Raw genomic sequence first — 25,291 nt, 5'->3', positions numbered from 1 at the left:
GTGGTTATTTGTTTGTCAGGCCTCTCATACAATGGTACGGGTCTTCTTAACCGGGACCCGGAAGGAGAGAGGTGCCGTGCGAAGCCAAATCAAATCGAAGCTCATCCTGTTTGCGCTGGCAGCCGGGCTGGTTGCCTGGCCGCTTGCCGGCTTATATGGCTATGTGACGAAAGGCTCGGATAAGCCGGATGCGGAGCGTCTTTTGTTCCAGGTTTCTTTGTTCCAGATCGAGCTGCTGAACCGTTTTCTGCAGGATGCCGCACGTTCGGCCGATACGCGGGAACTCGATTCGCTTAAACAGGCGCTGTACACGGCCAGTTATACGCACGAGAGACTCGTACTTGCGGAAGGGAGCGAGAAGCTGCATACGCTGGGCAGTTTGCCTCAACTGATGCAGTACATACTGAGGCTGCAAATAGGCGGAGAGCGCGCTCTGAAAGCGGATGAGCAGGGCGTCCTGCAGGAATCCGCCAAGCTCTACGCGCAGCTCTACGAAGCCTACGGCAAGCTTATGACTTCCTCGGGGAGCGTCGTTACTTCGCAAAGCGAAGCCGTGTCGAAAAATGATGAAGCATTAAGAGAACTGCTTGAAAAAAAGCTGCTCCAATAATCGGTATATCTACAAGAAACATAGACCACACTAGGCATAGCGGCTTCCGGCAGCATTCAAAATTTAGTCAAAATATTTGTCGGTTACGACGGTCGGCTATGTTATAATAATTATTGTTAGCTGCAAAGAAAGGTAGGTGTGCCCCATGCATATTGTCGTCGTCGGATTAAATTACCGGACAGCTCCCGTCGCGATTCGCGAGAAGTTTACTTTTACGCAGGAAGAGTTGTCACAAGCGCTCGTGGAGCTGAGGCAGACAAAAAGCATACTGGAATGTGTTGTCGTGGCCACTTGCAACCGTACTGAAATCTACGCCGTGGTCGATCGTGTACACATTTGCGGGCACTACATTCGCAAGTTTATGGAAGAGTGGTTTGAGATTCCGCGGACGGAATTCAACAACCATCTGTATATATATGAACATGACCGGGCCATTGAGCATTTGTTCCGTGTCGCAAGCGGTCTTGACTCGATGATTATCGGCGAAACGCAGATTTTGGGGCAAGTGAAGGACGCATTTTTGGAAGCCCAGCGCCTTGGAGCCACGGGCACAATATTTAATACGCTGTTCAAACAGGCCGTAACGATGGCCAAGCGCGCTCACTCGGAGACTTCGATCGGAGAAAATCCGGTTTCCGTCAGCTATGCCGCCGTTGAGCTGGGCAAGCGGATTTTCGGAAGCTACGAGGGTAAGAAAATTCTGATCGTGGGCGCGGGCAAGATGAGCGAGCTGACGGTGAAGCACCTGTACGCGAGCGGCGCCGAGCGGGTTGACGTCGTCAACCGCACATATGAGCGGGCTTTGGAGCTGGCCGGGAAGTTCAACGGCCACGCGTATCCGATGGAGCAGCTTTACGAACGGCTGGCCGAAGCGGATATCGTCATTTCGTCCACGGGATCGAGCGATTACGTGCTGACGAAGAAGCAGCTCCAATCCGTGCTGCCCAAGCGGAAGTCCCGTCCGTTGTTTATGATGGACATTGCGGTTCCGCGCGATCTTGATCCGGACATCAGCGATCTTCCGGACGTTTTCCTGTACGACATCGACGATCTGGAGGCTATCGTGGACAGCCATCTCAAGGAACGGAAGAAAGAAGCTGTCAAAATCGAGGAAATGATCGGCGCCGAGATTGCGGCTTTCGACCAGTGGACGAAGACGCTCGGAGTGAGCCCGGTTATTCACGCGCTCCAGGCCAAAGCGAATATGGTGCATCAGGAAACGATGGAAAGCTTGTTCAAAAAGCTGCCGGACCTGGATGAGCGCGAGATGAAAGTGATCCGGAAATTAACCAAAAGCATTGTCAACCAGATGCTGAGAGACCCGATTCTGGCTATTAAAGAAATGGCTGCGGAGAAGAAGGGCGACGAGGCGCTTGAAATGTTTACTAAAATGTTCGCTTTAGAGGAACTTATGGCGGAGCAGGCACAAGCCGAAGCTTTGGAACAAGCCAAAGCGGAAGCGGTTCAGACGGCTGCCCAGAAGCATGCCAAAGAAGAGCTGACCGGCGGTTTTACGATGCAGCCGGCGCTTGCACGCTCCTGATTCCCGGTTCTCCGAGATAGAGGAAGGAGAAATGCCGTGTTCACTCGCAGCTTTCTGTACGATGCGATAATTTATTTATATGCCCTGAGCCTGCTGTTTTACTTCTCTGATGTTGCGCGCGCGAATCGGAGTGCGAAACGGATGGGTACGGGGCTGCTTTCTTTTGTATGGGTTTTGCAGACGGCCTATCTGGGCTACAATTTATATGAACACCTGGGACGATGGGTGTTCTCCATGTTTGAGACACTCTTTTTATTTTCCTGGGTGCTCGTTACGGTATCGCTCATTATGAGCCGGTTTTTCCGGATTGAACTTGTGGTCTTTTTCGTCAATTTATTCGGGCTTGCCGTATTGGCCTTAAATTTCTTCAGCGATTCCAATGTCTCTCCCATGATTGATTCCTGGAACGTCAACGACGAGCTGCTGTTCATTCACGTCTCTCTCGCTGTCGGCAGTTACGCGGCCTATACGATCTCGGCCATTTTCTCGGGCATGTATTTGTTCCTGCATCGTAAGCTAAAGCAGAAGAGCTGGACGAATACGATGAAAAGGCTCCCTTCTCTGGAAAAAATCGAACGTTACACCTATGTGAGCGTCGTGATCGGAACGCCGCTGCTCATGCTGGCGCTGGCTCTGGGAGTGGTGTGGGTGCTTATCGAAAAGAACGTCAACGTGCTGTTCGACTCGAAAGTCATCAATTCGCTGCTGGTGCTTTGCGCGTACGGGTTCTACCTGTTCCAGCATCATTCGCTAAGCATGTCGGGTCCGAAGCTGGCGAAGTGGAATTTGGCGGCTTTTGTCATCGTGTTGCTGAACTTTATCCTCTCCAACGTGTTTTCCGGGTTTCATAACTGGCAGCAGACGGGGGTTGGAGGATGAAGGAATATCCGGCGATGCTCAGGCTCGAAGGCAAGCGCTGCCTCGTTGTAGGCGGCGGAGCCGTAGCCGAAAGAAAAATCGCTTCCCTGCTGGAAGCAGGCGCGCTCGTTACGGTGATCAGTCCTGCGGCTGCCGCGGCCGTCGAGAAGTGGGCGGAAACCGGACGGATAACCTGGCGCTGCGGGCGCTACGGAGAAGCGGGTTATTCTTACACAAAAGATAGAGAAGGTTCGGATAAGGGCAGGCCGGGAACGGAGGCCTCCTTATATCCGGACCTCTCTCCATATCTTATTGTTTTTGCGGCGACGGACAATCCGCAGGTCAACGAGCGGGTTCTGGCCGATGCCGACAAGGCCGGTAAACTGGTCAGCGTGGCGGACAAGCCCGACAGTGGAAATCTGATCGTGCCGGCCGCGGTAAGGCGCGGCAAACTTACACTGGCCGTATCGACGTCAGGAGCAAGTCCCGCGCTGTCCGCTAAAATCGGCCGTGAGCTGCAGGAGAGGTACGGACCGGAGTACGAGATCTACCTCGACTTTCTGGCGGAGCTGAGAGAGCTCGCCCGCAGCCGGGTCGGCGATATGCCTCTGCGGCATGAGCTGCTCCGGCGGCTTCCGAACTGGCGCGTCCTGGACCGTATCGCCGCCGGTACATACGAAGCGTGGAGAGCCTCTCTGCTGGGCAGGTTCCAGGCGGCGCAGGATTCGGAAGAAGCTTTTGCCGCGATATGGATGGAAGCGGATCAACAATAGAGCCGGCACCCGTTTACGGGCCCGGCATTGGAATCAAGGTAACATCTTCACGGCTTCATAGAAGAAACGGAGGAATTACATATGCGTACGATCGTTGTGGGCACCCGTCAGAGTGCACTGGCCCTCACTCAAACGAATCAGGTTATCGACGAATTAAAGGAACTGAGCCGGCAATCCGGCATAGAATGCGAGTTTGAACTTCGCAAGATTGTGACCAAAGGGGACCGGATTCTGGATGTAACGCTGTCCAAGGTCGGAGGCAAAGGACTGTTCGTCAAAGAAATCGAGCAGGCGATGATGGACAAAGAAATCGACATTGCCGTACACAGCATGAAGGACATGCCGTTCGAGCTTCCCGAAGGGCTCATGGTCGGCGCGGTGCCTAAGCGCCAGGACCCGCGTGATGTACTCATCACGAAAGGGGAGAAGTCGCTGGACGAGCTGCCCCAGGGCGCGCTCGTCGGCACGAGCTCGCTGCGGCGCTCCAGCCAGCTGCAGCACAGCCGCCCGGACCTGCGCATCCAGCCGGTCCGCGGCAACATCGATTCGAGGCTGCGCAAGCTCGAATCGGAAGGCTTCGATGCGATCGTACTGGCCGCTGCCGGTATGCACCGGATCGGCTGGCAGGATCGCATCAGCGCCTACGTTCCGCCCGAAGTGTGTGTGCCTGCCGTTGGGCAGGGCGCGCTGTGCATCGAATGCCGGGCGGACGACGAAGTCGTCTTGAATCTGCTGAGCAAGATTCAAGATGACGATACGGCGCTCGCGGTCAGAGCCGAGCGCAGTTTCCTCGGCAGACTCAACGGAGGCTGCCAGGTGCCCCTCGGCGCGTACGCGACCGTCGAGCGTACCGGCGGCGGTACGGAGCTGTCGCTGACGGCGATGGTCGGCTCGCCGAACGGCGCCGAGCTGCTGAAGGAGACGCTGCGGGGCAGCGATCCGGAAGCGCTCGGCAGAGAAGCCGCGGAGAAGCTTATCGCCCGCGGCGCGGACCGCATTCTGGCCGAAGCGTACGAGAGCGGCCGGATCGAATAGTCGTACGGCGGCTTTAGCGAGAGGCGTCGGCGGGTGTATATCTGCCGGGCCGTATAGCTCCGTACGCGCGTGATTAATGCCTGGCCGCCGCGGTTATGACGGCTGCTGCGAGCTTGGTCGGCACGGTTTTGCTAGTACAAATAGAGGCTGCCTGGGAAATACGGCGGCTTTTGCGGAATAGCGGCTTAGGGATAGAGGTACGAACAGCAATAGCGGGAGAAAGCTTCCGATTGAGAAGCGGCAGAAGGACCACAGGAGAAAGAAAAGGTGGCCTTTCCCGCAAGGGGATGGAAGCAGCTGAGAGGGAGTGGGCGAGTGGAGAGAGGGAAAGTTTATTTAGTCGGCGCAGGACCCGGCGATCCGAAGTTAATTACGGTTCGGGGACTCCAGGCGATTGAGCGGGCCGACGTGATTGTCTACGACAGGCTGGCGAGCCCCAGGCTGCTCAAACACCGCAAACCGGATGCGGAGCTGGTGTTTGTAGGGAAACTTCCGGATAAACATATGATGAAGCAGGAAGACATTAACCGTCTGCTCGTTGATCTGGCCCTCCAGGGCAAGGTCGTGACCCGTCTGAAAGGCGGCGATCCGAGCGTATTCGGCCGTGTCGGGGAAGAAGCCGAGCTTCTGGCCGATCATGAAGTTCCGTTCGAAATCATTCCCGGTATTACTTCCGCCATAGCGGTTCCCGCTTATGCAGGCATCCCCGTCACACACCGGGATTTCACTTCTTCGGTTGCCATCGTAACCGGGCATGAATATCCGAACAAGACGTATACGAAGCTCGATTGGGAGCATCTGGCCAAAGGAATCGGCACGCTCGTGTTCCTGATGGGCGTAGCGAATCTGGAGCAGATCAGCGAGCAGCTGATCCGGTACGGAAAGCCTGCCGACCTGCCGGTCGCGCTGATCCGCTGGGGCACATGGACGGAGCAGCAGACGCTGACCGGCACGTTGTCCGACATCAGCGCCAAGGCGAAGGAAGCCGGTTTCAAATCACCGGCCGTCATTATCATCGGCGAAGTGGTGAAGCTGCGCGAGAAGCTGGCCTGGTTCGAAAAGAAGCCTCTTTTCGGCAAACGCGTACTCGTTACGCGGGCGAGGAGCCAAGCCAGCGAGCTCGTTGCGATGATCGAGGAGCTTGGAGGGGAGCCGGTCGAATTTCCGGTGATCAAGCTCCAGCCGCCGAGCAGCCCGGATGCGCAGCGTCTACTGGACGAAGCGCTCCGCGGGCTCGCGAATTACAATTGGGTCGTGTTTACGAGCACGAACGGGGTGGAGTTCTTCTTCCGCCGCATGCGGGAGCTGCGCCTTGATATACGCGGTCTGGCCGGCGTGCGGATCGCGGCAGTCGGACCCAAGACCGCGGAAGCTCTGGAAACCCGGGGGCTGCTCGTCGAGACGCTTCCCGGGGAGTTCCATGCGGACGAGCTGCTTGCGGAGCTGGGAAAAGCGGTCCGCCCGGGAGAACGCGCACTGCTGCCCACCGCGGACATTGCCCGCAACGCACTTCCGCAGGGTCTGCGTTCGCTCGGTCTCGAAGTTAACGAAGTGGATGTTTACGAGAACGTACCCGAAGTCGAAGGCGGCGAAGACGTGGTCCGGCTGCTGGAAGAAGGGCAGGTTCACATCACGACGTTCACGAGCTCCTCGACGGTCACGAATCTGATCGGAGCGCTTCAGAAGCTCGGGGTCCAAGACCCCGTATCCCTGCTGAAAAACACGGAGATCGCCTGCATAGGTCCGAAGACGGAAGCGACGCTGGCTCATTACGAGCTGGCGGCCGCCTATATGCCGCCGGAAGCGACCATCGCGTCCCTCGTGGAAAGCATTGCCGCAGGCCGGGCCGTTAAAACAGGAGAGCCTGCGGGCTCTTGACTCTACTAAACTTTTCGTTATGCGGCGGGAGCGGCCGGGCTCGAAGTTTCGGGGGTCCGCTGCCCTGCCGGCATGGATTAAAAGGAGGAAGTTACCATGAGTTTCCCATTAGTGCGCCACCGCCGTCTGCGCGGTTCGGCTGCAATCCGCAACCTTGTGCGTGAAAATGCGTTGTCCGTTAACGATCTGATTCAGCCGGTTTTCGTGGAGGCCGGTCATAATATCAAATCCGAAATTCCGTCTATGCCGGGCGTTTACCATTTTTCCCTGGACCGTCTGGAAGAAGAAATCCGCGAGATTTCCGAGCTGGGTATCCAGGGCATTCTTCTGTTCGGTGTTCCCGAGACGAAAGACGCGGTCGGAACGTCGGCTTTTCATGAGGAGGGTATCGTCCAGCAGGCATCGCGCCTGATCAAGAAGATCAACCCGAATCTGCTCATTATTGCGGATACCTGCCTATGCCAGTTCACGGATACCGGTCACTGCGGCGTTGTGCATCATAACCCGGAAACGGGCTGCACGGATATCGCCAACGACGAATCGCTGGAGCTGCTCGTTAAAACAGCCGTTTCCCAGGCGAAGGCGGGCGCGGACATTATCGCTCCGTCGAACATGATGGACGGCTATGTGCATGCCATCCGGGCGGGACTGGATGCGGAAGGTTTGGAACATGTGCCGATTATGGCTTACTCGGTCAAATATTCTTCCGCTTACTACGGCCCGTTCCGTGAAGCGGTGGATTCGGCGCCTCAGTTCGGGGACCGCAAAACCTACCAGATGGATTCGGCGAACTCCCGCGAAGCTCTCCGCGAAGCCGAGAGCGACGTCCTGGAAGGCGCGGATTTCCTCATGGTGAAGCCTGCGCTTGCATACATGGACATTCTGCAGCTGCTTAAGCAGAACTTCGATCTTCCGCTCGTGGCTTACAACGTAAGCGCGGAATATTCGATGGTAAAGGCTGCGGCCCAGAACGGCTGGATCAATGAAAAAGAAATCGTGCTGGAAACGCTGCTTGGCTTTAAGCGCGCGGGAGCCGATATTATTTTGACCTACCATGCCAAGGATGCGGCGCGCTGGCTGAAAAACGTTTAACCGAGGTATACCGTACCTTCTTTCTCCGCAGGAGCCCGGCCGGGAAACTGCGGAGCGTTTTTTATCCGGGTAAAAAGGGCGGTAAACGGATGAAGCAACCGTTTACGTATGAAACCGTACCTCCGGGAAATACGGTTTCAATTCTCTTTAAAGAAGGTAAGAGCACGGAGGAAAGCCCGCTCCCGGCGGCTTTGTCAAACATTTGTCGGAAGTCGGGACGCGGTTCCGGTTGTGACCGGGGTATAATTAGGGCATAATGGTAACAAATCATGACAGGGTCAGGAGAAGGTGTCTTGTGATAAATAATGACCGTTTTATTCGAGCCTGCCGCAAGCAGGAAGTAGACCGGCTGCCCGTGTGGTACATGCGTCAAGCCGGACGCTATGATCCCGAATACCGCAAGATCAAAGAAAAATACTCACTGCTTGAAATATGCGAACAGCCGGAACTGGCTGCAGAAGTCACGTTGATGCCGGTAAAGAAGCTCGGTGTGGATGCGGCTATTTTGTATTCCGACATTATGAATCCCGTAGCGTCGCTCGGCATTCAATTCGATATTGTTAAAAACGTGGGGCCGGTGATCGAGAATCCGATCCGTTCCCGTGAAGATGTGATGAAGCTGAAGCCGATCGACGTGGAAGGCGACTTGTCCCATGTCATCGAAACGATCCGGATTTTGGACCGCGAGCTGACGGTTCCGCTCATTACGTTTGCCGGAGCGCCTTTCACCATTGCAAGCTACTTGATAGAAGGTCGTCCTTCGAAAAGCTACATTCGGACGAAAGAACTCATGTACGGAAATCCGGAAGTATGGCACGCGCTGATGGATAAGCTCGGAGACATGGTCATTACATATTTGCGGGCTCATATCGCGGCAGGCGCGAAAGCGGTCCAACTGTTCGATTCCTGGGTCGGCGCGCTTGCGCCGGAAGATTTCCGGGTGTTCGTCCTGCCTACGATCCAGCGGATTTTCCGCGAACTCGGCGATCTGAAGCAGCCTAAGATTTATTTCCCTGGCGTGAGCTCGGGCGAACTGCTTCCTCTGCTTGGCGACCTCCAGGCGGATGTGATCGGCCTCGATTGGCGCGTATCCATTCCGGAAGGACGGAGAAGAACCGGAGGACGCTTTGCCGTCCAGGGAAATCTCGATCCTTACCTACTTACGGCGCCGATGCCGGTCATTCAGGAACACGCGAAGCGCATTATCGATCAGGGGATCACGGAGCCGGGTTATATTTTCAACCTGGGTCACGGCCTGTTCCCGGAAGCGTCTCTGGATAAATTAAAGGAACTCACTGATTTTATACATGCCTATTCTGCCGAGGCTCTGGCCGGGCGGAACGCGGGCAAGGGGGTCTGAACCATGAGCAGGAAGAAAGTCGGCGTACTGGTGATGTCTTACGGCACTCCTCAGAGCATGGAGGATATCGAAGCTTACTACACGCACATCCGGCGGGGCAACAAGCCGAGTCCGGAACAGCTGCATGAGCTGACCAGCCGTTACGAAGCGATTGTCGGAGGTGTTTTTCCGCTGCGGGAAAATACGGACAATCAGGTGGCGGGTCTGCAAAATGCGCTGGCTTCCGAGCATGACGACGTGGAATTCGTCTGTTTCCAAGGCTTGAAACATGCACATCCTTTCATCGAAGACGGCATTGAGCAAATGGCTCAGAGCGGAATCACCGAAGGAGTGGGCATCGTTCTCGCTCCTCACTATTCGACGATGAGCATCGGCAGCTACAACAAGCGCGCACGCGAAAAGGCGGCCGAGCACGGCATTGCCATGACGTTTGTCGACAGCTACCATCTGCATCCGAAGCTGCTTCAAGCTCTGACCGAGCGGGTGGAACGCGCGCTGGGCAAGTTCGGAGAGGAGAACCGTTCCTCCGTCCGCGTCCTGTTCTCGGCGCACAGCCTGCCGGAGAAAATTCTCGAGCTGGGCGATCCGTACCCGGAGCAGCTGCTTGAAACTTCGCGCGCGATCGCGGACAAAGCCGGCATCGAGAACTGGCAGTTTGCGTGGCAGAGCGCGGGGCAAACGGCTACCCCTTGGCTTGGCCCGGACATCCTGGATGTACTGCGTACTCTCGCGAAGGAAGACGTGAAGCGCGTACTCGTGTGCCCGATCGGATTCGTTTCGGATCACCTGGAAGTGCTGTACGATCTGGATATAGAGGCACAGCAGCTCGCCAACGAAATCGGCCTGCACCTCGAACGTACGGATTCGCTTAATACCGACCCGCTGTATATGCAGACGCTCAGCGATGCCGTATGGAAGCAGTACGGCGAACTGACGAAACAAGCTTAGAGCAAGACGACAAGGGAGCGCAGACATTCGGATGCGCCTCTTTGCGATTTTATAATCCGGGCGGCCTTAAGATGCCGTCCGGGCGGAAAGGACGTTGCATGATGAACGAGGCCCGTAAAGTAATCGTTGTCGGAGGAGGCATCACCGGTCTCACCGCCGCTTATTACGTGAATAAGCGATTGAAGGAGGCCGGATGTACGGCGGATGTTACCCTGGTTGAAGGAGCCGAAAAGCTTGGCGGCAGAATCCATACCCTGCGTAAAGAAGGATTCGTCATTGAGAAGGGCCCGGATTCTTTCCTGGCCCGGAAGCTTCCGATCATTGAGCTGAGCCGCGAGCTCGGGCTGGAAGGGGAACTCACGGGTACGAACCCGGAGGCGAAGAAGACCTACATCCTGCGGGACGGCACCCTGCACCCGATGCCTGCGGGACTGGTGCTCGGCATTCCGACGGACATCGAACCGTTTATGAGAACGGGTCTCGTTTCCGCGAAAGGCAAGGCGCGTGCGATGATGGATCTCGTGCTGCCCAAGAAGGAAGACGACAGCGATGAATCTCTCGGCCATTTCCTTCACCGGAGACTGGGCAAAGAAGTGCTGGACCAGATCGTCGAACCGCTGCTGGCAGGCATCTATGCAGGCGATACGTATGCGCTCAGCCTGCAGTCGACCTTTCCGCAGTTCGGCGAAATGGAGCAGCAGTACCGGAGTCTGATCTACGGCATGATATCGAATCGCAAGAAATCCCAGCAGGAGGCTTTGAATTTGCCGGCTCCCGGCCGCAACTCCACCTTCCTGACCTACAAGAACGGCCTGCAGACGCTGGTTGAGCGGCTGGAGGAAGTACTGCGGGAGGAAGGCGTGACGATCCGGACGGGCACGAAAGTGACGGAACTCCGCAAGGAAGGGGACCGCTACGAGGTCGGATACGAAGGCGGACAGGGGGAAACGGCCAACAGCGTCATCCTGACTCTGCCGACGTATCATTCCGCGGAGCTGCTCGGCGACCATCCGGCCGTCGACAAGCTGAAGGCGATCAATTACGTGTCGGTTGCGAACGTAGTGATTGCTTACCGGGAAGAAGACGCGAACGTCAAATTCGACGGATCGGGTTTCCTTATCCCGAGATCCGAAGGGCGCTCGATCACGGCATGCACCTGGACGTCCACCAAGTGGCTTCACACGGCGCCGGAAGGTCACGTCCTGCTTCGCTGCTATGTCGGGCGCTCTGGTGAGGAAGACTGGGTGCATCTTACGGACGAAGAAATCGTGGCAAAAGTCCGCAAAGATGTTGCGGAACTGATGGGCATCACGGCGGAGCCTCTGTTCTACGAAGTGACCCGCCTGTACCGGTCGATGCCGCAGTATCCGGTTGGCCATCTGGATCATGTCCGGGAGCTCCGGAGCAATCTTGCCGAGCGTATGCCGGGCGTGTACGTGACGGGCGCGGGCTTCCATGGCGTGGGTCTGCCGGACTGCATCCGGCAGGGACGGGAAGCGGCATTCGAGGCCGCGGATCGCTTGACGGGCGCGGCTGACGGATCGGCGGCGAAAGCTTCGGCGGAAGGCACGAAGACGGCTGCGAAGGTCTAGTCGCGGAGACTAGAGCCGAGGACGAAACGGCGAAAGCAAACGTAATCGCGAGTGCCTTGGTTAAATCCAAGCATACGGCACCCTCACGTGACGCTTATGGACGAAGTCGACGTGAGGCAGCTCGTTGCGCTCCGCACTAAAACGAAACCGTTTGCCGATAAGAAGCAGATGCTGACTAATCTCAAAGCGAACGTACGCGGTGCGGCGGCAGCTAAGGCCGTGTGCCTATTAAAGCAATCCCATGCGGAAGCGTGTATAATAGAAACAACTGACAAGCAGAAGCCGGGACGCCTTTGTTCGTTTGAAGCGTTCCGGCTTTTGTCAAGACGGGAGGCGGCGGACCGCGTTTAACCGCATCCGCCTGACGGCGCCCGCCCGATTAAGTTTACTGATAACTGAAACCAGGAGGTATCCGGCTATTATGGAACTGAATCACAAACGCAACGATACGAAGTCCGCGGCTGCTTTTGCCGAAGCTAAACAAGTGATCCCCGGAGGGGTGAACAGCCCGGTCCGCGCTTTTAAATCGGTCGGTCTGACTCCGATGTACATGGAGCGCGCAAGCGGCTCGCGGGTGTACGACATTGACGGGAACGAATATATCGACTATATCGGTTCTTGGGGACCTCTCATTCTCGGCCATGCCCATCCCGAAGTGATCGAAGCCGTGAAATCGACGGCGGAAAAAGGAACGAGCTTCGGAGCGCCTACGCTGATCGAGACGGAAATGGCCAAGCTGGTCGCGGAGCGCGTACCTTCTATCGATATCGTGCGCATGGTGAATTCCGGTACGGAAGCGACGATGAGCGCGCTGCGTCTGGCTCGCGGTTTCACCAAGCGCAACAAGATTTTGAAATTCGAGGGAAGCTATCACGGCCACGCCGATGCGCTTCTGATCAAAGCGGGCTCGGGTGTAGCGACGCTTGGGCTGCCGGACAGTCCGGGCGTGCCGGAATCGGTCGCGCAAAATACGCTGACGGTTCCCTACAACGATCTGGAGACCGTCAAGGTAGTGTTTGAAAAATTCGGCGAAGATATCGCCGCTGTCATCGTCGAACCGATTGCGGGGAACATGGGCGTCGTGCCCCCTCTGCCCGGTTTCCTGGAAGGACTGCGCGAGGTGACTTCCAAATTCGGCGCTTTGCTTATTTTCGACGAAGTGATGACCGGCTTCCGCGTCCATCTTAACTGCGCGCAGGGATTGTACGGCGTGACGCCGGATCTGACCTGTCTCGGCAAAGTAATCGGCGGCGGGCTGCCCGTCGGCGCTTACGGCGGACGTAAGGACATCATGGAGCAGATCGCTCCAAGCGGTCCGATCTATCAGGCGGGTACGCTGTCGGGAAATCCGCTCGCGATGGCGGCGGGTTATACCACCCTTAAGCTGCTCGGACAGCCGGGCGTCTATGAGGAACTCGAACGCAAATCCGCCCGGTTGGCGGAAGGCTTCCTGGCCAATGCCAAGGAAATCGGCGTGCCGAGTACGCTGAACCGTGTCGGGTCGATGGTGTGCCCGTTCTTCACGGAGCAGAAGGTAGTCAATTACGACACGGCCAAAACGTCCGATCTGTCCGTATTCAACCGGTACTTCGGTCATCTGCTGGATCTGGGTGTCTCGGTAGCCCCGTCCCAGTTCGAGGGCATGTTCGTTTCGACCGCCCACACGGATGAAGACATCGAAGCGACCATCGAGGCGAACCGCGAAGCTTTGAAACGGTTGTAGGCTTTAGCCGGCTGTTTTGCATGGTGTTTGTCCTGTTGTACGATGAATCCCCGGTCTGTCAGGACCGGGGATTTTTTTGTGCGTATTGGTGCGGACGCAAGGAACGGCGATTGGGCTTGCATCCGGCTGCGCGAGATAGCCTCGCGAGACAGCCTGGATCTCCTGCCGGGAAGCGGGCCGGTGGCGTTAATACAAACGAGGGGCCAGATCCGGGACCTGCTTGTTTTCTTTTAAAAGGCGGAGATGATAAAATGGGAAAGACTTTCGATGACGAACGGAGCTGTTTATTCGCATGAAACGCTATTATTTCTTCGATTTTCCGATTGATCTGATCTTTATCGTATTCGTGTTTGTCGTGCTGCTTGCCGCTTTGGCAGTCGTGCTGCGGAAGGGAGGGCGCTATCGTGACGGGCAGAAGAAAAGGGGAATGGATTGAGCTGACGCTGCCGGGCGATGCGTGTGCATGGGAAGAGGTCCACGCGGTGCTGCCGGTTCCGCTTAAGCTGTGGCGCAAGCTGGAACGCGAAGGCGGAATCCGCCGGCAGGGGAAGAAAGTTCTGTTGAAGGTATTTCCCGATGAGCCTTCACCCGTGCCCGGGGAATGGACCGACCTGCAAGTCTTGTTCGAGGATGACTACCTGCTTGTCGTTAACAAACCGGCGGGGATGGCGGTTCATCCATCGGAGCCGGGGCAGCGAGGGACACTGGCGAACGCGGTGGCCGGCTATTACGAATCCACCGGCCAAAGCTGCGGCGTCCGGCACATTCACCGGCTGGATCAGGATACAAGCGGAGCCGTGCTGTATGCGAAGTACGAACTGCCGCACCTTCTGCTCGATGAAGCGATGCGGGAGAAAGCGATCGGGCGCATGTACGCGGCCGTCTGCGGCGGACTGCCGGCGCCTCCGGCCGGAACGATTTCAGCCCCGATCGGAAAAGACCGTCATCACCGGGCGCGCCGCCGGGTGTCTCCCGGAGGGGACGCGGCGGTGACCCATTACCGCACGGTAGAGAGCTTCAGAGACGCGGCCCTGCTGGAGCTGCGCCTCGAGACCGGACGGACGCACCAGATCCGCGTACATATGAGCCATATCGGCCATCCGCTGCTCGGAGATGCGCTGTACGGCGGACGGATGAACGCTTTCGGAAGGCAGGCGCTGCACGGCGCACGCCTTCTATTCCGTCACCCGGTCACCGGAGAGGAGCTGGCTGTCGATGCTCCTTATCCGGATGATTTCCGGGAGCTTCTTGCGGCATTGAACGCATAAATGCGAAAATGCAGTCATGCCGTCCTCCTTCTATCATATACATAGTAAAGAACGGAGTCCCGCGATAAGGCGCAGCTTTACTAGAGGACAACCGAAGGGAGGATGGCAACGTTGACGGAAGAGCAGAACGGTCTGCGATTCGACATCTACGAACGCGTACATTTGGCGGAAGGAGCCGCCGGCATACGGGATTTGGACGATGTGGAACTGATTCCCCGCATAGAGGTGATTCCCCAGCAGGAACAAGCTTTGTTGAAAGGCAGCCTGCTGCTGAACGGAAGCTATCTGGATGAGCAGGAAACGAAACGGTCGCTGGAGCATTCCATTCCGGTGGAGATTACGCTGCCGCTCAGCCGGGTGCATCGGATCGAGGATATTTTGGTCGATATCGAAACGTTTGATGTGGATGTACTGAATTCACGGAGCCTGAATGTGACCGGGGTTCTTTCTCTGCACGGGGTGGAGATGGCTTATGAAGCCGGCGGCTGGAGCGAAGAGGACGAAGAGGTTGTTTTCGTGCATGAAACGGCTTCCGCCCCGCAAAATACTCCGGCAGAGCAGAGGAGCGAACCTGTCGGCGGAGCCGATGAACTCGAACTTCGCCAGCAGACGGAATATGCGGCTGCGGCGGACGGGCAGGCGAAGCTGCAGCCGCCGACGACATCGGCACAGCCTCAGTACCAGGCCCAGCCTCAGGCTCCGGTTTATCCGGGCAGCGCGTACAAGGCCGATAACCCGTGGCTGCGCGAGACGCGGACAGAGCAGCCCGAGGTCCAGGCTGCGGCGCCGTCCGGGCCGGCGCCAAGCGCCTGGGACCGGCTGGCCGCGCCGAAGTCCCCTCCGCCGCAGGCGGATTCGTCCGCTTCGTATGCGGACCGGTCTTTCGGCGAACTGACGATGAACCAGCTCTCGTCCGAGCGCTCTTACCGCAGCGCGGGCGAGGAAGAGGCGCAGGAGCAGCGCACGCCGTCTGCGGCTGCGGGGCAGCAGCCGCTTGCCCAGGCGGCGGCCCCTGCTTCGGCTTCCCCGGCGGAGCAGGAGGCGGCCGGTCAGGCGGAGCGGGAGGAAACGGCTCCGACCTTCGGCATCGAGGCGGAAGTTATCGAGCCCGACAGAGAGCCGGTGATTGCTTCCGCTCCCGCCGAGGAGAGCTTGGAAGTATTCGCCGATGAAGAGCCTGCCGTGCAGGAAGAAACGAAGGAACTGAAGGTGGCGTTCGGAAGCAAGAAGCAGCAGGACTCGCCGTCGTCCGGAGGTTCAGGTCTTCAGTCGCTCTTCGCAAACGGTGCAGGCAGCGGTGCATCTTCTTACGAACGGACCGAAAAGGATGAGCGGGAATACGCCTCGGCCGCGGGTTCGGAAGAATCCAAAGCGGATGCCCTGGAGTGGAAAAAACTTTTTATCCAAACAGAAAAAGAGGATCAGCAGTTCCGCAAAGTGACGATGTGCATCGTTCAGAAGGAAGATTCACTGGATCTTATCGCCAAACGGTATGAGATCAATCCGAGAGAGCTTCAGCTCTACAACCGGCTGGAGGATCAGGAAGTCAGCCCCGGTCAAATCCTGTATATCCCCGGGAAAGCCGTGTTTACTTCCTCCGACCAGTAATCCGGCAGGCAATCCGGCAAGTTCCGATAAGTTCCGATAGCATGGACGAACAGAATAATTGGGGTTGAAAGAGAAGCCGCCGCGCGCGGCTTTTTTCTTTTGACCGGCCGGAAGCCGGGCGTGCTTTTGGATACTAAAAGGAAAGTACAGGAGAAGCCCCTAAAATTTTGAATGGAAACGCTTGCAAAAAACAGCTCTTGAGACCGTGTCGGATTGGGCTGAAAGAAGGAAGGCGCACGCCTCCTTGTGTCCAAAGTCACTGCCCGGAAGCAAATATAACCTGAACCGGCCGAAAAATGGCGGTTTCCGCGGGGTTGAGTCTTCACGAGAGAGCCCGATGTCGGCTTTTCCGCATGCAAAGCTCGCGCCGGCCGGGAATTTAGTAGCGGTATTGCCCGGAAGACTGGGACGAAATATCGGATTTTGTCCCGGTTTTCGGAAAAGGTAGGTACAGGCCGGGACTATTCCAAGTGAAATTGTGGGAATTAAATCCGCTTCCTTTTCAGCCCCTAAATCCATCCCTAAGACCTAGGTTAGTTACCCCGTCCCACCCTTAAATCCGAAATTGAGCCGAACGGCTTTCCCTGGGACCTGTCTTTGGTATCAACTGTTAAAAATTCGTTTACGACCCCCCGAAAGCCCGCGGAGCCAGTCTTTTAAAAGCATTAGGGGGCTTTTCGAGTGGAAAAAAAGCATGAACGGACTGTGACCTTGTAGAGATAAAGGTCTGATTCGTTGTACCTTGCAAGCGGCAGAAGAAAGCATTTTAATCGTAAAATACCGCTTAATAATTATAAATAACTGGAAAAAGAGATAAATAAAAACAAAAACAAACAGGAAATCCAGCTCATACTTTGCTTTGTAAAATAAGCAAGAGTAACTACATGAATTTATAACTATACACCCTCATGCAATCCATACGTTTTGTGACATAATTTTAGTAACATTCGGATCTGGAGGGAAAATGAATGATCGATATCCATACACACATCCTTCACGGTCTGGATGATGGGCCAAGCAGCCTGGAGCAATCACTCGAAATGGCGCGAATGGCGGTGTCGAATGGAATATCGACGGTTTTCGCTACGCCTCATCACCGGACGAGCCGCTATTTCACCCCCTCCGCAGATATTGAAGAAGCGGTAGCCGGGCTGAATGCGTCCTTATTGGAGCACGGCATTCCGCTTCACGTTAAAAGCGGCCAGGAGATCCGCGTTACCCCGAATCTGATCAATGACTGGTACGAGGATACTTTGCTCACGCTTGGGGGAACCCGTTATCTGCTGATTGAATGTCCCGCTTACTCGCTTCCTGCGGAGTTGGCCGAGATCTGCCATGAATGTTCGGTTTTGGGACTCGTGCCCGTAATTGCGCACCCCGAGAGGAATGCGGAGGTTGCGGGAGATCCGGACAAGCTGCTGCAGCTTGCGGAATGGGGAGCGGTATTTCAGCTCACCTCGGATTCTATCCTGGGCACATTCGGCTCGAAAGTACAGTCGCTCGCCTATGAGCTTTGCTCCCGCCGGTTGATTCATCTGGTTGCGTCGGATGCGCACGATCTGGTCCGCAGGCCGTTCAGGCTGAGTGAAGCCTATGAGAAGATAGAGGCGAAGATAGGCGGGGATTACGCGGAATACTGCCGCCGGAACGCCATCCGGGTAGCGAACGATCTTCCTTTGGAAAAAAGGGAACCGGTCGCAGGCAGGCCCCGAAGGATTTTTGCGATGTTCCGTTGAATGGCGCACCTCTATACTTTAAGGTTACAAAGCGGCAATTAGACATTGTTTTAATGCGGTGAAGTATGGAAAAAGCAGCTTGCTGTTCGCAGGCCCTCATCGGGCCGCGTCATACGGATACCAAAGGAAAGCGAGGGATTCAGTTCGGTGAGTATAGATTTTGAAATTAAACGGTATTTGGCTGTCCTCCGTAAAAGGCTCTGGCTTATTCTGCTGATCGTGGCGGCGGGCTGTCTGATTACCGGCGTCGTAAGCAAATATTACTTAAAGCCCGTTTACCAGGCTTCCACGAAGCTGATCGTCAACTCCCCTGCGGATAACCAGGGAATGCTGCGGCTCGATATGAATGCGATCAACACGAATATTTCCCTGATCCACACTTACAAAGAAATTATCAAAACGCCGGCGATTATGGATCTTGTCGTCAAGGAACATCCGGAATACGGAGTTACCTCCGACGATCTTATGCGGCGTATCCAGTTCAGTTCGGTCAGCGATACGCAGATTTTTACGCTGAGTCTTGAAGATGCTTCCTACTCCAAAGCCGCTCAGATGATTAACACGGTGGCGCAGATGTTCCAGAAACAGATTCCGAACATTATGAAAATCGACAACGTCTTCGTGCTCCATGAGGCGGACCCGGCCAAAACGCCGGCGCCGGTCAAACCGAATGTGCCGCTGAATGTGGCCATCAGCTTCCTGGCTTCGCTCATGTTCGCGATCGGACTCGTTTTCGCACTCGAATATTTTGACGATACCCTGAAAACGGAGGAAGACGTGGAGCACTATCTCGGCCTTCCGACCCTTGTAGCGGTCCCTGAAATACGGGCCGGAGATATGAAGCCCAAACGAACCCCAATCGGGAAGAAAGTAGGTGAAGCATCCGGTGTCCCCATCCAATAAGCAGCGACCGATTATCGCTCACAGCAATCCCATGTCGCCGATATCCGAAACGTACCGCACGCTGCGGACGAACATTCAGTACTCCGGGGTGGATGGAGAAATCCGGACGCTGATGGTCACCTCCGCAAGTCCCTGGGAAGGGAAGTCCACCACCATCGACAACTTGGCCGTCGTGTACGCCCAAACGGACAAAAAGGTGCTGCTCATCGACGCGGACCTGCGCAAACCGACGGCTCACCGCACGTTCGGCCTCTCGAACCGGACCGGATTGACGGATGTGCTGACGCGCCAGGCTGAAGTGGAGGAAGCGCTCAAGGAGACGGATATCCCGGGCCTGTATGTTATGACCTGCGGCACCGTACCGCCCAACCCGTCCGAGATTCTCGGTTCCCGGCGGATGACGGATCTCCTGGAGCGGCTCAAACAGGAGTTCGACGTGATTCTGGTCGATACGCCTCCCGTCCTCGCCGTCAGTGACGCTCAGGTCGTGGCGACCCAGTGCGACGGCGTCGTGCTCGTCGTTAACGCGGGCGGAGTCAAACGCGAGCTGGTGCAGAAAGCGCGGGACAGCCTGCAGTTCGTCCATGCAAGGATACTGGGCGTCGTGCTGAACAAAGTCGCCCGCAAGGATGCCAAGATGAACACGTATTACGACTACAGCAGCTGATTTGCTTGGGAAACGGCGGCTTCATCCATTTAGATTCATCATCCTTTTATCAAAACGGTTTCCAACACTAAGGGAGGGGAAAAGATGAGTTATTCTAAACGGACGCCCATGCTTGTCCTGATTGACATGATTATCGTATGGGCGAGCATTTATCTGACTTTCTTGGCGCATTTCCGGGGCGGCATTCCGCAGGAAGTCATGAGTGTCATTATGCTCTACACACTGGTATCCGGTATCTCGCTGGCGTGCGCGATGTTCTACTTCCAGCTCTATAACCGGATCTGGCAGTATGCCAGCGTCGGTGAAATGGTAGCGATCGCCAAAGCGGTCATCGTCTCCTGTCTGATTTCGTATGCGGTGACGTCATTCCTGTCCGCCGGTGAGATCACGCTGTATATGTTCCTCCAGAATCTGAACGGTATCCTGCTTATGCTGGGCGGTTCAAGGTTTGTCTGGCGCGTGTTCTGCGACAATTTTTACGGCAGCTCAAGGTCCCGGGGCGGCAAACCCGCCCAAAGGACGCTTGTCGTCGGAGCGGGGAGCTGCGGAGTCATGTTCGTGAAGGAGCTTGCGCACAACGACAGCTTCATGATGAAGCCGGTCGCCTTCGTGGATGACGATCCCTACAAACAGAAGCTTCAGCTTCACGGCATTCCGGTCATGGGAAACCGCCTTGATATTCCCCGGATCGTGGAAGAGCAGCGGATCGACGATATTATTATCGCGCTGCCTTCGGTGTCGAAGACGCAGATTTCGGACATTATCAATATTTGCAAAACGACGAAAGCCCGTCTGAAAATCATTCCGCACATCCAGGAATACATCCAGGGTAAAATGGCGGCCAACCAGATGCGCGACGTGCAGGTGGAAGACCTGCTGGGACGCGATCCCATCCAGACGGACTTACAAAATATCGCCGATTACGTGCAGAACAAAATCGTGCTGGTCACCGGCGCGGGCGGGTCTATCGGCTCCGAGCTCTGCCGCCAGGTAGCCCCGTTCAAACCGGCCCGGCTGCTCCTTCTCGGCCACGGCGAGAACAGCATTTACGGCATTGAGATGGAAATGCGCCGGCTGTTCCCGAATCTTCCGATCGAAACCGTGATCGCCGATGTGCAGGACCGGACCCGCATTGCGGACGTGTTCCGCGAATTCGGCCCGCAGGTCGTCTTCCACGCCGCAGCGCACAAGCACGTGCCGCTCATGGAGCGCAACCCGTCGGAAGCGATCAAGAATAACGTATTCGGCAGCAAAAACGTGGCGGAGTGCGCGGACGAATTCGGCGCGGAGCGTTTCGTGCTGATTTCCACGGACAAAGCCGTCAACCCGACGAGCATTATGGGGACGACCAAACGGATCGCGGAAATGTTTATCCAGAGTCTGGACAAGCACAGCAAGACGAAGTTCGTGGCCGTCCGCTTCGGGAATGTACTGGGCAGCCGGGGCAGCGTGATCCCGAGATTCAAGGACCAAATCGCCCGGGGAGGCCCGGTGACGGTAACCCATCCCGAGATGGTGCGTTATTTTATGACCATTCCGGAGGCGGTGCAGCTTGTGATTCAGGCCGGAGCTTTCGCCAAAGGCGGCGAAGTGTTCATTCTCGACATGGGCAAACCGGTTAAAATCGTCGATCTGGCGACCGACCTTATCCGGCTTTCCGGCTATGAACCGAACGTCGATATCGATATCGAATTTTCCGGTATCCGCGCGGGCGAGAAGCTGTACGAGGAGCTGCTGACCAGCGAGGAAGGCATGTCTTCCACGATGCACGACCGGATATTTATCGGGAAGCCGATGAATATCAACCGGACCGAGCTGGAGTTCGAAATGCGCCGGCTTGAACGCGTGCTCGGCAGCGACCCCGAGGAAATCCGTGCGCTGCTGCAGCATCTGGTGCCGACCTACCGCAATGTTTCTTAAAACTCAAGCAGGAATGGAATTGAATCCGGGATGAGTATGAATACAACCGCGAAACCACTCACACAACGTTCTTTATCGAAAATGCTGATGAAAAGCAGCTCGCTGTCCTTCCTGGTCAACGTGGGGGGAATCGGCATCGCGCTGATTCTGCAAATCCTGCTGGCCCGTCAGCTGGGCGCCGTCAGCTACGGCTACTATTCGTTCGTCACCACCGTAGTGACGTTCCTTGTTTTCCCGACGAAGCTCGGGTTCGACACCGCCATCGTCCGCTACGTTTCGTCCTACCGGGCGCACGGGCAGTGGGCGGAGGTGAAAGGCCTGCTCCGCCGGGCGAATCAGATCACGGCGGGACTGTCGCTGGCCGTAACGGTCATTTCGCTCCTCGTCGTGCTTCTGATGAGTGGAACCATGAACGGCGAACTGCTCTACACTTACATAGCCGGTCTGCTCGGCATTCCGGTGATGGCCTTGGCCCTGCTCCGCCAAAGCTCCCTTCAGGCGCTGAAGGAGATGCTGCACGCGCAGCTGCCGGAGAAAATCATCCGTCCGGTCGTGTTCATCGCGCTGCTGTTTCTCTACAATGGCATTGCAGACACGAAGGCCGGAGCGGGAGAGGCCATGCTGCTCTTCCTGGCCGCCATGGCCGTGTCCTACGCCATAGGCGCATGGGTGCTGAAGCGCAGGCTGACTCCGAAGATCCAAGGGGCGGACACCGCCTACAACACCCGCGAGTGGGTGAACGTCTCCCTGTCGCTCATGTTCGTCTCGGGCATGTACCTCGTGCTGGGCCAGCTCAACGTGCTGATGCTCGGCTGGATGGAGGGGACGACCGAGGCGGGGATTTACGGGGCGGCCGTCCGGATCGCAACGCTCGTTTCGTTCGGTCTGACGGCTATCAACATGACGGCGGCTCCTTTCATCTCGGAGTCCTACGCCAAGAAGGACGACAAGCAGCTCCAGCATGTGCTCAGCCTGAGCAATTTGGCGGGATTCTTGTTTGCGGGCGTCATCTATGTCGCCTTCCTGTTTCTGAACGATCCCATTCTCGGCCTGTTCGGAGAAGAGTTCAAACGGGGATCGCTGGCGCTGCTGATTTTGTCCACCGGCCAGCTCGTCTCCGCGTTCAGCGGGCAGACGGGTACGCTGATGACGATGACGGGGCAGCAGAAAACACTGGGCCGGATTTTGGCCGGTTCCGCCGTGCTGAACATCGTGCTGAACCTTGCCCTGATCCCCGCCTTCGGCATGCTGGGGGCCGCTATTACGAATCTGCTCTGCACCGTCTGCTGGAAAACAGCCATGGTGATCGTTATCCGGCGCAAGCTTAATATCTCGATCGGGATGTTTGCCTGGATGACCGCCAACAAAAAGCGAGGGAACTAACGTGAAACATATATTGCTTGCGGGCGTGCCCCATTCGACGAACCTGGGAGACGGTCTTATCGCGTTGACCGTCAACCAATTGATCCGCACCTGCGGGGAATATACCGTCACCAACTTTGATTTGACGGCCGGTCTGTACAGAGAGACCCCGGCCCGCAGCGGTTCCGTTCAGCGAACGGATGGAGGACCCGCTCTAACCCGCGACTACAAACTGAACGAAGTCAGCGTGAAAAAAAAGCTGACGCCGGATTTTCTGCGTTACATGAAATCGTACTCGGTCCATAAACGTAAAGACGCCGTGCTCGGCGAGCAGATCCGCGAACTTGTCACGCAGGCGGATGCGGTGCTGATCGGCGGAGGACATTTGTTTATCGACACTTACTTGTCGTTTCCCATCGCCATGCGCCGTCTGGTCCGGGAAGTAAAGAGACAGGGCAAGCCGCTTCACGTCGTGTTCGTCGGCATGAGAGGGCCTTGGAGCTTTCTGGCCCGGAAGTGGTTTACCGATATTTTGCATTACGCCAAAACGATTTCAGTCCGCGACGAAGATTCGCTGGCTTATTTACTTTCCATTGCCCCGTCTCTGGCCCACAAAGCCGTGGCTTTATCCGATCCGGCGCTCGTTACCCTGGAAGCATTTCCGGGAAGGCATGCAGCCGGGGGCGCAAGGTCCGCTTCCGTCCATACCGTCGGGCTCGGCATCATGGACCCCAACGAAATGAGGCGGCATTCCCCTTACGTATGGGAACGGGACGATTGCGCCGATTGGTGGTACAGCCTGGCGAAAGGGGCGACCGACGGCGGCAGCCGCGTCCGGGTCTTTACGAACGGGGCGGACACCGACAACGCCTTCGTGGAACGTTACGTCAAACCGCGGCTGGCCGGAATGCCCGGTGTGGAATTCGCCCCTTATCCGGGCGATGTCGGGGATCTGGTCGAGAGCATCCGGGACTGCGATACGGTTATCGCCCAGCGCCTGCATGCGTGCATCCCGGCCATCTCCTTCGGCAAGCCGACCTACGGCATCGCCTGGGACAAAAAGCTGGCGAGCATTTTTAAAGATCTGGGCCTCTCCGGGCACGTGCTCGATTTCCGCACGGACCCCAAAGTAGTGCTTGCCGGGCTAGTCCCGGAGAAGAACCGTCACGAAGGCTCCGTACGGATCGTCAACCAGAAAAAACGGGAGCTTGTTACTTACGTCGGGAGGATTCTGCATGAAGCCTAAAACGAAAATTCTTCACGTCGTCGGAAAAATGCATCCCGGCGGGATCGAAACGCTATTGATGAACCTGTACCGGACGATAGACCGGGACAAGTATGAGTTTCATTTTGCCGTACAATTTGAGGAAAAAGGATTTTACGATGACGAGATCATCGAGCTGGGAGGCCGTATTTTCAGACAGCCCCATCCGAAAAAAGGGCTGCGCGCCTTCCGCCGTGCTTTCCTCGCCAACTTGAAGGAACACGGGCCGTATCAGGTCGTGCACAGCCACATCTACCAGTTCAGCGGCTACGTGCTGAAGCTTGCCGGAGAGATGAACGTGCCGGTCCGAATCAGCCACAGCCACAACACGCACGACAGCAAGCGGGAATCGTGGCTGCGTAGCCTCTACCGCAAGTACATGCGGGGACTGATCCGCAGCAACTCCACGACGATGCTCGGCTGCTCCCGCTCCGCCTGCGAAGCGCTTTTCGGGCCCGACTGCTGGCGGGACGAGCGGGTCGTCGTGTTCCCGAACTCGATCCAGGTCCAGCCCTACGGGCAGCTGGAGAGAGACCGCTCGGCATACCGCAGAGCGGTCGGGGTCACGGACCCTCATGTGCCCGTGATCGGGCACATCGGAAGATTCAGCGAGCAGAAGAACCACCGGTTTCTGCTCGAGATCTTTGCCCGCTTCCTGCGGATCCGTCCGGACGCCCAGCTTGTGCTGATCGGGGAAGGACCGCTGCGCAGCGAGATGGAAGCCCGGGTCCGCGAGCTGGGAATCGCGGACCAGGTGCACCTGCTCGGGGTGCGCAAGAACATCCCCGAGCTGATCGGAGCCTTCGACCTGTTCCTGCTGCCTTCGCTGTACGAAGGACTCGGCATCGTGGTCATCGAGGCGCAGGCTGCGGGCGTTCCGTGCCTCATCTCCGATCAGGTGCCCGCGGAAGCGGACCTGAACCTGGGGCTGGTCAGCCGGCTGTCCCTGAACGAATCGGCCGATTCGTGGGCGGGGGCGATCCGGGAGAAAACCGCCGGATCGCGGCTGGACTGGCCCGTCCGGCTGGAGGCGCTGCAGGAGTGCGGATACGACATTCAGACAAGTGTGCGGAGACTGGAGCGGATGTACGCTGCGGCGCCATAGCCCCGCAGCCGGGCTGCCGAAGGGAGCGCCTCCCCTTCGGAACCTG

The 25,291-nt window shown here is 56.9% G+C and carries 22 protein-coding genes; all 22 read left to right on the top strand.

Features of this window, described 5'->3' with window-relative positions; translation table 11 throughout:
• Positions 1-76: 76 nt before the first annotated feature.
• The 22 genes from HMPREF1207_RS06545 to HMPREF1207_RS06445 all read left to right on the top strand — a co-directional run bounded on the left by HMPREF1207_RS06545 (position 77) and on the right by HMPREF1207_RS06445 (position 25,245).
• Positions 77-610, top strand: a complete 534-nt coding sequence (locus tag HMPREF1207_RS06545; protein ID WP_009674208.1) for a hypothetical protein — start codon at positions 77-79, stop codon at positions 608-610.
• A gap of 145 nt (positions 611-755) precedes the next feature.
• Positions 756-2,153: a glutamyl-tRNA reductase gene (hemA, locus tag HMPREF1207_RS06540; RefSeq protein ID WP_009674215.1), complete on the top strand. Its 1,398-nt coding sequence runs from the start codon at positions 756-758 to the stop codon at positions 2,151-2,153.
• A gap of 36 nt (positions 2,154-2,189) precedes the next feature.
• Positions 2,190-3,032 (top strand): cytochrome c biogenesis protein, encoded by an 843-nt coding sequence (locus HMPREF1207_RS06535; RefSeq protein ID WP_009674204.1) that lies wholly within the window; start codon positions 2,190-2,192, stop codon positions 3,030-3,032.
• Positions 3,029-3,784 carry a precorrin-2 dehydrogenase/sirohydrochlorin ferrochelatase family protein gene (locus HMPREF1207_RS06530; RefSeq protein ID WP_009674216.1) on the top strand — a complete coding sequence of 252 codons (756 nt, stop codon included), beginning with the start codon at positions 3,029-3,031 and terminating at the stop codon, positions 3,782-3,784. Before HMPREF1207_RS06535 ends, HMPREF1207_RS06530 begins: the two co-directional genes overlap by 4 nt.
• An 81-nt stretch (positions 3,785-3,865) precedes the next feature.
• Positions 3,866-4,819, top strand: coding sequence for a hydroxymethylbilane synthase (hemC, locus tag HMPREF1207_RS06525; protein WP_009674202.1), 954 nt, complete (start codon positions 3,866-3,868; stop codon positions 4,817-4,819).
• Between the two features lie 315 nt (positions 4,820-5,134).
• Positions 5,135-6,697, top strand: coding sequence for a uroporphyrinogen-III C-methyltransferase (gene cobA, locus HMPREF1207_RS06520; protein ID WP_009674198.1), 1,563 nt, complete (start codon positions 5,135-5,137; stop codon positions 6,695-6,697).
• A gap of 96 nt (positions 6,698-6,793) precedes the next feature.
• The gene (gene hemB, locus HMPREF1207_RS06515; RefSeq protein WP_009674217.1) at positions 6,794-7,789 is read left to right on the top strand and encodes a porphobilinogen synthase; all 996 of its coding nucleotides are present in this window, start codon (positions 6,794-6,796) and stop codon (positions 7,787-7,789) included.
• Between the two features lie 295 nt (positions 7,790-8,084).
• Complete coding sequence (gene hemE / locus HMPREF1207_RS06510) at positions 8,085-9,149, top strand: uroporphyrinogen decarboxylase (RefSeq protein ID WP_009674237.1); 1,065 nt, start codon at positions 8,085-8,087, stop codon at positions 9,147-9,149.
• 3 nt (positions 9,150-9,152) lie between these two features.
• Positions 9,153-10,097, top strand: coding sequence for a ferrochelatase (gene hemH / locus HMPREF1207_RS06505; RefSeq protein WP_009674200.1), 945 nt, complete (start codon positions 9,153-9,155; stop codon positions 10,095-10,097).
• A 98-nt stretch (positions 10,098-10,195) separates the two neighbouring features.
• Positions 10,196-11,689, top strand: coding sequence for a protoporphyrinogen oxidase (hemY, locus tag HMPREF1207_RS06500; protein WP_016423518.1), 1,494 nt, complete (start codon positions 10,196-10,198; stop codon positions 11,687-11,689).
• A gap of 96 nt (positions 11,690-11,785) precedes the next feature.
• Positions 11,786-12,040 carry a hypothetical protein gene (locus tag HMPREF1207_RS30720; protein WP_442950127.1) on the top strand — a complete coding sequence of 85 codons (255 nt, stop codon included), beginning with the start codon at positions 11,786-11,788 and terminating at the stop codon, positions 12,038-12,040.
• A gap of 70 nt (positions 12,041-12,110) precedes the next feature.
• Complete coding sequence (hemL, locus tag HMPREF1207_RS06490) at positions 12,111-13,412, top strand: glutamate-1-semialdehyde 2,1-aminomutase (protein WP_009675067.1); 1,302 nt, start codon at positions 12,111-12,113, stop codon at positions 13,410-13,412.
• Positions 13,413-13,704: 292 nt separating this feature from the next.
• On the top strand, positions 13,705-13,848 hold the full coding sequence (locus tag HMPREF1207_RS29670; protein WP_009675069.1) for a hypothetical protein: 144 nt from the start codon (positions 13,705-13,707) through the stop codon (positions 13,846-13,848).
• Positions 13,817-14,680 carry an RluA family pseudouridine synthase gene (locus tag HMPREF1207_RS06485; RefSeq protein ID WP_009675063.1) on the top strand — a complete coding sequence of 288 codons (864 nt, stop codon included), beginning with the start codon at positions 13,817-13,819 and terminating at the stop codon, positions 14,678-14,680. The genes HMPREF1207_RS29670 and HMPREF1207_RS06485 overlap by 32 nt, the downstream gene beginning before the upstream one ends.
• Before the next feature lie 102 nt (positions 14,681-14,782).
• On the top strand, positions 14,783-16,288 hold the full coding sequence (locus HMPREF1207_RS06480; RefSeq protein WP_231392018.1) for a LysM peptidoglycan-binding domain-containing protein: 1,506 nt from the start codon (positions 14,783-14,785) through the stop codon (positions 16,286-16,288).
• A gap of 968 nt (positions 16,289-17,256) precedes the next feature.
• Positions 17,257-18,024 (top strand): tyrosine-protein phosphatase, encoded by a 768-nt coding sequence (locus HMPREF1207_RS06475; RefSeq protein ID WP_009675061.1) that lies wholly within the window; start codon positions 17,257-17,259, stop codon positions 18,022-18,024.
• Between the two features lie 147 nt (positions 18,025-18,171).
• Entirely contained in the window at positions 18,172-18,927 is a 756-nt protein-coding gene (locus tag HMPREF1207_RS06470) for a YveK family protein (protein WP_009675062.1), read from the top strand.
• Positions 18,911-19,594, top strand: a complete 684-nt coding sequence (locus HMPREF1207_RS06465) for a CpsD/CapB family tyrosine-protein kinase (protein ID WP_009675056.1) — start codon at positions 18,911-18,913, stop codon at positions 19,592-19,594. Before HMPREF1207_RS06470 ends, HMPREF1207_RS06465 begins: the two co-directional genes overlap by 17 nt.
• A gap of 84 nt (positions 19,595-19,678) precedes the next feature.
• A complete protein-coding gene (locus tag HMPREF1207_RS06460) occupies positions 19,679-21,514 on the top strand; it encodes a polysaccharide biosynthesis protein (RefSeq protein WP_009675059.1) in 1,836 nt (611 codons plus the stop codon).
• A 30-nt stretch (positions 21,515-21,544) separates the two neighbouring features.
• Positions 21,545-22,897 carry a flippase gene (locus HMPREF1207_RS06455; protein WP_231392017.1) on the top strand — a complete coding sequence of 451 codons (1,353 nt, stop codon included), beginning with the start codon at positions 21,545-21,547 and terminating at the stop codon, positions 22,895-22,897.
• Position 22,898: 1 nt separating this feature from the next.
• Positions 22,899-24,122 carry a polysaccharide pyruvyl transferase family protein gene (locus tag HMPREF1207_RS06450; RefSeq protein ID WP_009675068.1) on the top strand — a complete coding sequence of 408 codons (1,224 nt, stop codon included), beginning with the start codon at positions 22,899-22,901 and terminating at the stop codon, positions 24,120-24,122.
• Complete coding sequence (locus tag HMPREF1207_RS06445; protein ID WP_009675064.1) at positions 24,112-25,245, top strand: glycosyltransferase family 1 protein; 1,134 nt, start codon at positions 24,112-24,114, stop codon at positions 25,243-25,245. Before HMPREF1207_RS06450 ends, HMPREF1207_RS06445 begins: the two co-directional genes overlap by 11 nt.
• The last annotated feature ends 46 nt before the right edge of the window (positions 25,246-25,291 follow it).

This window comes from Paenibacillus sp. HGH0039, assembly GCF_000411255.1.
Taxonomy (GTDB): Bacteria; Bacillota; Bacilli; order Paenibacillales; family NBRC-103111; genus Paenibacillus_F.
The sequence above is the reverse complement of the archived record's forward strand: the minus strand, read 5'-3'. Positions and strand labels throughout refer to the sequence as shown.